We start from the raw sequence: 7,406 nt of genomic DNA on the forward strand, positions 1-7,406 counted from the left end.
GATCTACACGCAGCCGGTCCTGTACGAGTTTGGCAATATCAAAGTACCGACGCTGCTAATGATCGGCGACAAGGACACCACCGCGATCGGTCGTGACTTTGCTCCCCCGGAGGTCCAGCAGACACTGGGCCATTATCCCGAACTTGCCAGGCGCGCAGTAGAAGCGATTCCGGGCGCCAAACTCGTGGAGTTTCCCGATTCTGGGCACGCGCCACAGATGCAGGAACCGCAAGCGTTTCATCGGGCGCTGCTCGACGGACTCGCGGCCGTTAATTGAAATCAGAGGTGGTCCCGCTTAAGTCGCGGCGTGCGCGCGCTGTTCGCCGTGCGTCGTCCGATTTTGCCTGTGCGTCGCTTTGTTGGGCCCTATGAATACTTTCCTGCTTTACGTCGTCACGGCCGTCGCTGAGATATCGGGCTGTTATTTTCCGTATCGATGGCTAAAGGAGGGCGGTTCCCCGTGGTTGCTCGTTCCAGGCGCGATCTCGCTCGCGCTGTTCGCGTGGCTGCTTACACTTCACGCAAGCGCCGCCGGCCGCGTGTATGCGGCGTATGGCGGCGTCTATATCGGTGTGGCGATAGGGTGGCTCTGGGTCGTCGAGCGGATTCGCCCCACGGCGTGGGACGTGACGGGCGCGGGGATCGCGCTGCTCGGCATGTGCGTGATTGCGTTCCAGCCGCGTGGATGAACGCTGAGCCGCTTACAAGCCCCAAGCCCCAAGCCACAAGCCACAAGCCACAAGCCTCTAAGGTTCCAAGCCTCTAAGCTTCCAGCGCGAGCAGCGCGAAGGTCGCGAGCCAGTGCTCGCCCATATAGTCGCCCGCCACGTGCGCGAGGCCCGCCGCGAGATGACCGTTCGCTGCCGCTTCAAGCAACGGGGCGCGCGGATCCCCCGCCGGAATGGCACGCGCGATTGAACGCTGGCACCACGCGCGGCTCAGGTTCAGGCCATCGAGGTGCGCAAGCTTGCCGTCGCTACGATCCGTCACGGTGGCAGGCATGAACAGCGTGGCGGGCTCGCGGTGGGCAAGCCGTGGCAAAAAGCCGTCGAACCAGGCCGCGAATTCGGCTTCGGGCAACACACGCCGCATCAACTCGGCTTCCATCAGCGACGAAGAAAGAAACTCGTCGCCGCCCGGTTCCCACGCCTGGCAATCCGCATCGCCCAGATACCAGCGACAGGCGGTTTCCACAATCAACTTTTCGAACGCGGTCGCGCCGGTTTCCCGCGCGTAGCCGATTGCAAGCGTCAACGCGAACGCCGTATTGAAGTGGGTGCCCACGCGCAACGGATAGGTCGACTTTGGCAGGAATTCAATAAAACGCTCGACGAACGCGTGCGCCAGCGGCGCAAGCGTTGCGGCCCATTGTTGTCCCTTGGTCGACCGCATCGAATGGAGTTGTCCGGCGAGCGCGAGCAACCACGCCCAGCCGTACGGACGCTCGAAACCGCGCGCGGCCGGACGCTGCAAGTAGGCGACTTCGGCGGCGACGTTTGCATCGGTGACGTGAGTGTCGATCAAGCTGCGGATGGCGGCCGCTTCCGGGAGTTCGGGAAAGCGGTCGTAAAGCCGTGCGATCAGCCAGTAGCCGTGGACGCACGAATGCCAGTCGAAGCTGCCATAAAAGATCGGATGCAACGCGCGTGGGCTTTGCACGTCAGCGGCGCTGGCCATCACGTGGTCGAGCTTGTTCGGATATTCGCGCGTCAGGTGGCCGAGCGCGAGCCCGGCGAACTTCGAGGCGAGCGCGGCGTCGAGCGTGTGCATCGAGGGCTGTGGGTTCATGCGGTTCTCCAAAAAGATCGTCGACACGCAGGATTATGGCAATGGATTCGTGCTGGAGCGTTCGCGATTTTTCACCGATGAAAGTCTTTGACGTTTTGCTCAATCGGCGTAGTTACTGAATGCTTTCATATACAAAAACTGTAAGTTTTCTGCGATGCACATTGAAACAGTCTTCGAACTAGCACCAACTTCTTGATCCGTCTAAACGCAGTTGCAGAAAGGTATAGCAGCCGGTCGCTGCATGCACTTTCTATTGATTAGCTTTCTTAAAATTTCCGTACGTAATAATTTATTCATCTAAGCGTCAGATTTAGGGGCGTCGTATAAACTTGCGCGCGAACGCCGCACGGGCGTTCATTTTTCGACATTCAGCCGTTGCAAGTGCGGTCTCAAACCGTCGCTTCCAGCCGCGCCTCACGCAAGGACAAGACCCGCATGGCCGAACAAGCCTTATCGCAAGCAGCAGATACCCGGCGGCGCGTGCGCGCGATCGTCGGGGCATCGTCGGGAAATCTCGTCGAGTGGTTCGATTTTTATATCTACTCGTTTCTCGCGCTGTACTTTTCGTCGGCGTTCTTCCCAAGCGGCAATCCCACCACGCAATTGCTCAACACGGCCGGCGTTTTCGCTGCGGGCTTCCTGATGCGCCCTATCGGCGGCTGGATGTTTGGCCGTATCGCCGACAAACACGGCCGCCGCACGTCGATGATGATCTCTGTCCTCATGATGTGCGCCGGCTCGCTGGTGATCTGCTTCCTGCCCACGTATTCGACCATCGGGGCGTGGGCGCCATTCTTCCTGCTGGTGGCGCGCCTGTTCCAGGGTTTGTCAGTGGGGGGTGAATACGGCACGAGCGCGACCTACATGAGCGAAGTGGCCTTGCAGGGTCGGCGGGGCTTCTTCGCGTCGTTCCAGTACGTGACACTGATCGGCGGCCAACTGGCGGCGCTGCTCGTGCTGGTCGTATTGCAGCAGATCCTGAGCACGGAAGAGCTCAAGGCGTGGGGCTGGCGAATCCCGTTCGGGATCGGCGCGCTGGCGGCCGTCGTGTCGCTCTACCTGCGCAAATCGCTCGATGAAACCACGACGGCCGAGAGCCGCAGGTCAAAGGAGGCCGGCACGCTGCGAGGCCTGATGCAGCACAAGGCCGCATTCGTCACCGTGCTGGGGTTCACGGCCGGCGGCTCGCTGATTTTCTACACGTTCACAACCTACATGCAGAAGTACCTGGTCAACACGGCCGGCATGCACGCGAAGACGGCGAGCAACGTCATGACGGCTGCACTCTTTATCTTCATGATCATGCAGCCGGCATTCGGCGCGTTGTCGGACCGCATTGGACGGCGCAAGTCGATGATCTGGTTCAGTGCGCTCGCCACGCTGGGCACGGTGCCGATCCTGCACGCGCTCAAGGACGTGAGCAATCCGTACGCGGCGTTCGGACTGGTGGTGGTCGCGCTCGCCATTGTCAGTCTGTACACATCGATCAGCGGACTGATCAAGGCTGAAATGTTTCCTGCCCAGGTGCGCGCGCTCGGCGTGGGGTTGTCGTACGCAGTGGCAAATGCGGTGTTCGGCGGATCGGCGGAATACGTCGCGCTGTTCTTGAAATCGATCGGCAGCGAGTCCACCTTCTATTGGTACGTGACCGCGATGTGCGCCATCGCGGGCATCGTTTCGTTTCGCATGCGCGATTCTGCCAAAGAAGGCTATTTACGCGACGTTCGATGAGGGATGCTTGAGGCCCGCCTTCTCGCGAATCCTGTAGCGCTTAAGCCGCCTGTTCGACGCCAGCGCGGCTCACCGCCTTGCCTCCCACCAGACACACAACCAGGGCAGCCAGCAAAAGCGCACATAACGCGAGGCGCAAACCCACGAAACCTGCACCCAAGCCGATCATTGGCGGTCCGACCAGGAAGCCGGCATAACCTGCCGTGGCAGCCATGGAAACACCGACGGCTGGCGTCGTGGTTGAACGGCCCGCAGCACTAAAGATCACCGGCACGATATTAGCGAGGCCTATGCCCACCAGCGCAAACCCCACGCATGCTGTGACCACGTTTGGATATCCCAGCACCAGAGCGAGTCCCACGGCTGCAATAAGCCCTCCTGATGCAACCACTACGCTCGCGCCCAGGCGTCGCACCGATGCGTCCCCAATCACGCGGCATGCCGCCATCGCAAAGGCAAACGACGAATAGCCGAGCGCCGCTGCACTGGCTTGCGTGTCGAGCGCTGAGCGCAGGAACACCGCGCTCCAGTCCGCCACCGCGCCTTCGACCATCATGCAGAGAAACGCCAGGGCGGCGAGTTTCATGACGGCGGCGCTTGGCAATGTAAATCCGCTAGCGGGCGCTAATGCCCTCGGCCCAATATCTTGCAACGCCATGACTGCGCTGCTCAAAATGAGCGCACCGATCACGAGATCAGGCAGCAGCAATCCGCCGATTGTGCCGATACCGTTGGCCTGAAGCGCCGCGCCCCCCGCCGCGCCCAGCAGACCGCCCATGCTCCAGGCCGCATGAAACGACGACATGATCGGTGCCCGCCATTCGGCTTCGATCGCGCTGGCGTGTCCGTTCATCGATACATCCAGCGCGCCGTTCGAGGCGCCCAATGCAAACAGCACGACGCACAACAAAGCGTAGTTCGGGACCAGGGCGGGCAAGGGCAATGCGACAACAAATGCAATGCCCAGGAATGCGGTGACGCGGCCGCTTCCAAAGCGCGGCGCCAGCCGCCCGGCTAGCGGCATCGCCACAATCGCGCCCAACGCAAAACAGAATAGCGCGATCCCAAGCGATGCATTGCTTAGCGACAAGGCTTCCTTGATCCGCGGGACTGAGACGGCCCACGCACCAATGCCCAGTCCGTTAGCGAGGAACACCGCGGTGGTGGCGATACGTTCAGCAACAGGTTTCATGATCGCCCCTGCGCTTGAGCCACGATTACGTTGCCGCAGATTCTTTCGAACTCGGCTAAGCGGTGCGCGGACACATCCGGCTCCACAATCAGATGCTCGATGCCCGAAGTCCCCACGACAAAAAAGGGCGCCGCGGTCATCAATTTCTCGGACGTCATCGCGATGGCGATCTGGCCGCTCGACTTGACCATCGCCCGTTTAAGCTCGGCTTCCTCCGCCTCGAACGCAGCGACGCCCTCGTCCGGGTCGATCGCGCACGCGCCGAGGAAGCATAGGTCGGCCCTGATCTGCTGGACCTGCAAAAGCGCGGTGGACCCAATCGATCCCGCTCCGCGCGCGCTCATGCGGCCACCGATCAGGATGACGTCGAAGCCGGGGCGATCGAGCAAACGCGAACAGGCATCGGGGGAATTTGTCACGACGGTGAGGCCCGCGTTATCCGGAAGCGCCGCCGCGATCGCGACGTTGGTCGACCCGGCATCCAGCAGGATGATCTGCCCCGGCCTGACGATGGACGCCGCCGCGACGGCCAGTTGAGCCTTTCGATCAGCCGCCTCGCGCAGCCGGACGGACCCGGCCGGCGCAGCGGGCGAAATCAGCAGCGCGCCGCCGTACACGCGTTTGCAATGACCCGCGTCCACGAGATCGCGCAGATGGCGGCGAACCGTGTGTTCGGAGGTGTTGAATTCCAGCGCAAGTTCGGCCGCCAGTACGCGGCCGTGGGTACGTAGGCGGTCGAGTATCAGCTTTGCGCGTTCGTCGGGAAGCAATCCGTCTACGGCGTCGCGCCGGGTTCGTTGCATGTCGTGAGTCTCTGTATGGAATGCTGCGTTAATTTGTAATCGATCATAAGTGAGCATAATGTATCGTAAACGAGCGAGCGAGGGTAAATTTTTTGAGATCCGTGTTTTATCGCTACCTAAAACGTGTGAGATGAACGTTGTCAAAAGTGGGCGAAGCTGACCGACGCTTCATTGCACACACGATGTACGGGGCTTTGTTAATCCGTCGTTCGCGAGTAGGCGGCTCTCAGCGCGGCGGCGTCGAACTTCACCATTTTCATCATGGTGTCGGCAACGCGCCCGGCTTTTGCTGGATCGGGGTCAGCCATCATCTCGATGAGATCGCCCGGAACGATCTGCCACGAGACGCCGAAGCGGTCTTTCAGCCAGCCGCATGCCTCGGGCGAACCGCCGCCCTCAAGAAGGGCGTTCCAATAACGGTCGAGTTCGTCCTGATCTTTACAGTTGACCATGAGGGATACCGAGTGGTTGAACGGGTCGGCACCCCCGGAGCTCACGGCGATGAAGGGCTGCCCAAAGAGAACGAACTCGACGACCTTGGTGGCGCCGGCGCTCGGCACAGCAGTGACTCGAACGACGCGCGAGTCTGGAAAGATATCTGCATAGAAAGCAGCGGCCTCCTCAGCTTGCGTGGAGTACCAAAGAAAAGGTGTGATCTTTTGAATCGTCATCGCAAATCTCCTGTCATCGTGGGTCGTATGCGCAGGCAAGCTGCATGCCGCAGCCTTCGAGTCGTGTTTTTACATCGATTCCGATTGAATTTCAGGGTTTTCACCGCCTCGCTTCACAAAACGCGCATTATTGAGATAGCGGTAAGATGCGGTCAGATGCCTTACGCGAGGCGACGCTTCCATTGCGAGTCCGGAGCGTCGTCGCGACGATGGGCTCGCCGGGACCGAAAGCGCGCGCATGTGACCTCGCTGCGTGGTGAAGCGAGTCCGTCTGCTTGGAGACTAGCCCATGGAAGATTTCGATGAAACGTTATACGTCGTGTGGCGAGCCAACCTGAATGTGCTCGCTGGATCGTCGGCAGGCGCCGCAAGAATTGCGCGCATGATGAATTTTTCCCCGTCGTTTATGAAACTGATCCTGGCGGGAAGGCGCGATTTCAGCGAGGAGTTCGTGCGCGGAGTTGAAACGGTCACTGGCTTGCCGCCGCGCTGGCTCGATGAGCGCCGCGAGCGTCGTGACATTCCCGCCGAGACCCGGCGCGCCATGGACGAGGAATTGCCTGTTGCGGTGTTTCGCGGCACAGCGCACCCTGCGCCGAAGCGGCCCGTTTTACGCGGGCCGGAGCCATTGCTGTCGCAGACGGAAGCAACCCGGCGCATTGCCGACCAGGCGCTCCAGCAAACGGAAGCGCATCGGCGCGATCTGGTGTTCAGACGCAACCGGGACCTGCTGGTCACGGATTTGCGCCGCGTGGAGCGGCAGATTTCAATGATTCAGCTCGACGTCATCAACGCCCGGGCGGACGATTTGCGTGCGTCGGGGAAACTCGACGATCCGGTCGCAGCCGACCTGTCGGGGCGAATCGAACAAATCGAGAAGCATCGCGCGATGCTGCTTCAGCACGTCGAAAAACTGGCCGCGCTGATGGCCGGCCTCGATGACGCGTGATAGTCGTTACTTAGCGTGCTTGCCGCGCTTAGTGTGAGTCTCGGCAGTATCGGGCTTTGGCCGACGCTCACCCGATATCGCGACCGGGTCGCTGGCGGGGAAACTCTCATCCAGCGCTTCGTCGAGGGCGTCTTCCTGATCCTGCACATCGGGCGATTCGGCCGGTTTCGGCACTTTCGATTTCGGCATGGCGAGACTCCGTGCGTGATGGGTCGATTTCAATATAGCAGCGGATCGACGTGTTCGCCGACCCATGCACCCAAGGCTTATGC

9 protein-coding genes are annotated in these 7,406 nt (G+C 60.9%); 4 read left to right on the top strand and 5 right to left on the bottom strand.

Annotated elements, in window-relative coordinates; translation table 11 throughout:
• On the top strand, positions 1-277 hold a 277-nt coding region (locus tag WCA53_RS26890; RefSeq protein ID WP_423917817.1), incomplete at its 5' end, for an alpha/beta fold hydrolase.
• Positions 278-368: 91 nt separating this feature from the next.
• Positions 369-689 (top strand): YnfA family protein, encoded by a 321-nt coding sequence (locus WCA53_RS26895; RefSeq protein ID WP_423917820.1) that lies wholly within the window; start codon positions 369-371, stop codon positions 687-689.
• A gap of 73 nt (positions 690-762) precedes the next feature.
• On the opposite strand, the gene WCA53_RS26900 is transcribed toward WCA53_RS26895, so the two are convergent.
• Positions 763-1,788, bottom strand: a complete 1,026-nt coding sequence (locus WCA53_RS26900; RefSeq protein WP_423917823.1) for a DUF2891 domain-containing protein — start codon at positions 1,786-1,788, stop codon at positions 763-765.
• Between the two features lie 435 nt (positions 1,789-2,223).
• On the opposite strand from WCA53_RS26900, the gene WCA53_RS26905 reads away from it, so the two are divergent.
• Positions 2,224-3,519 (top strand): MFS family transporter, encoded by a 1,296-nt coding sequence (locus tag WCA53_RS26905; protein WP_423917826.1) that lies wholly within the window; start codon positions 2,224-2,226, stop codon positions 3,517-3,519.
• Positions 3,520-3,559: 40 nt separating this feature from the next.
• On the opposite strand, the gene WCA53_RS26910 is transcribed toward WCA53_RS26905, so the two are convergent.
• From WCA53_RS26910 to WCA53_RS26920, 3 genes are all read right to left on the bottom strand, one after another.
• Positions 3,560-4,711, bottom strand: coding sequence for an MFS transporter (locus WCA53_RS26910; protein ID WP_423917829.1), 1,152 nt, complete (start codon positions 4,709-4,711; stop codon positions 3,560-3,562).
• Positions 4,708-5,514 carry a DeoR/GlpR family DNA-binding transcription regulator gene (locus WCA53_RS26915; protein ID WP_423917834.1) on the bottom strand — a complete coding sequence of 269 codons (807 nt, stop codon included), beginning with the start codon at positions 5,512-5,514 and terminating at the stop codon, positions 4,708-4,710. The genes WCA53_RS26910 and WCA53_RS26915 overlap by 4 nt, the downstream gene beginning before the upstream one ends.
• 197 nt (positions 5,515-5,711) lie before the next feature.
• Positions 5,712-6,185: a VOC family protein gene (locus WCA53_RS26920; RefSeq protein ID WP_423917839.1), complete on the bottom strand. Its 474-nt coding sequence runs from the start codon at positions 6,183-6,185 to the stop codon at positions 5,712-5,714.
• Between the two features lie 289 nt (positions 6,186-6,474).
• Here WCA53_RS26920 and WCA53_RS26925 point away from each other — a divergent pair, with 289 nt between their 5' ends.
• Entirely contained in the window at positions 6,475-7,134 is a 660-nt protein-coding gene (locus WCA53_RS26925; RefSeq protein WP_423917842.1) for a hypothetical protein, read from the top strand.
• A 6-nt stretch (positions 7,135-7,140) separates the two neighbouring features.
• Here WCA53_RS26925 and WCA53_RS26930 read toward each other — a convergent pair whose 3' ends face one another.
• A complete protein-coding gene (locus tag WCA53_RS26930) occupies positions 7,141-7,323 on the bottom strand; it encodes a hypothetical protein (RefSeq protein ID WP_423917845.1) in 183 nt (60 codons plus the stop codon).
• Between the last annotated feature and the right edge of the window lie 83 nt (positions 7,324-7,406).

This window comes from Caballeronia sp. (genome assembly GCF_049581465.1).
Taxonomy (GTDB): Bacteria; Pseudomonadota; Gammaproteobacteria; order Burkholderiales; family Burkholderiaceae; genus Caballeronia.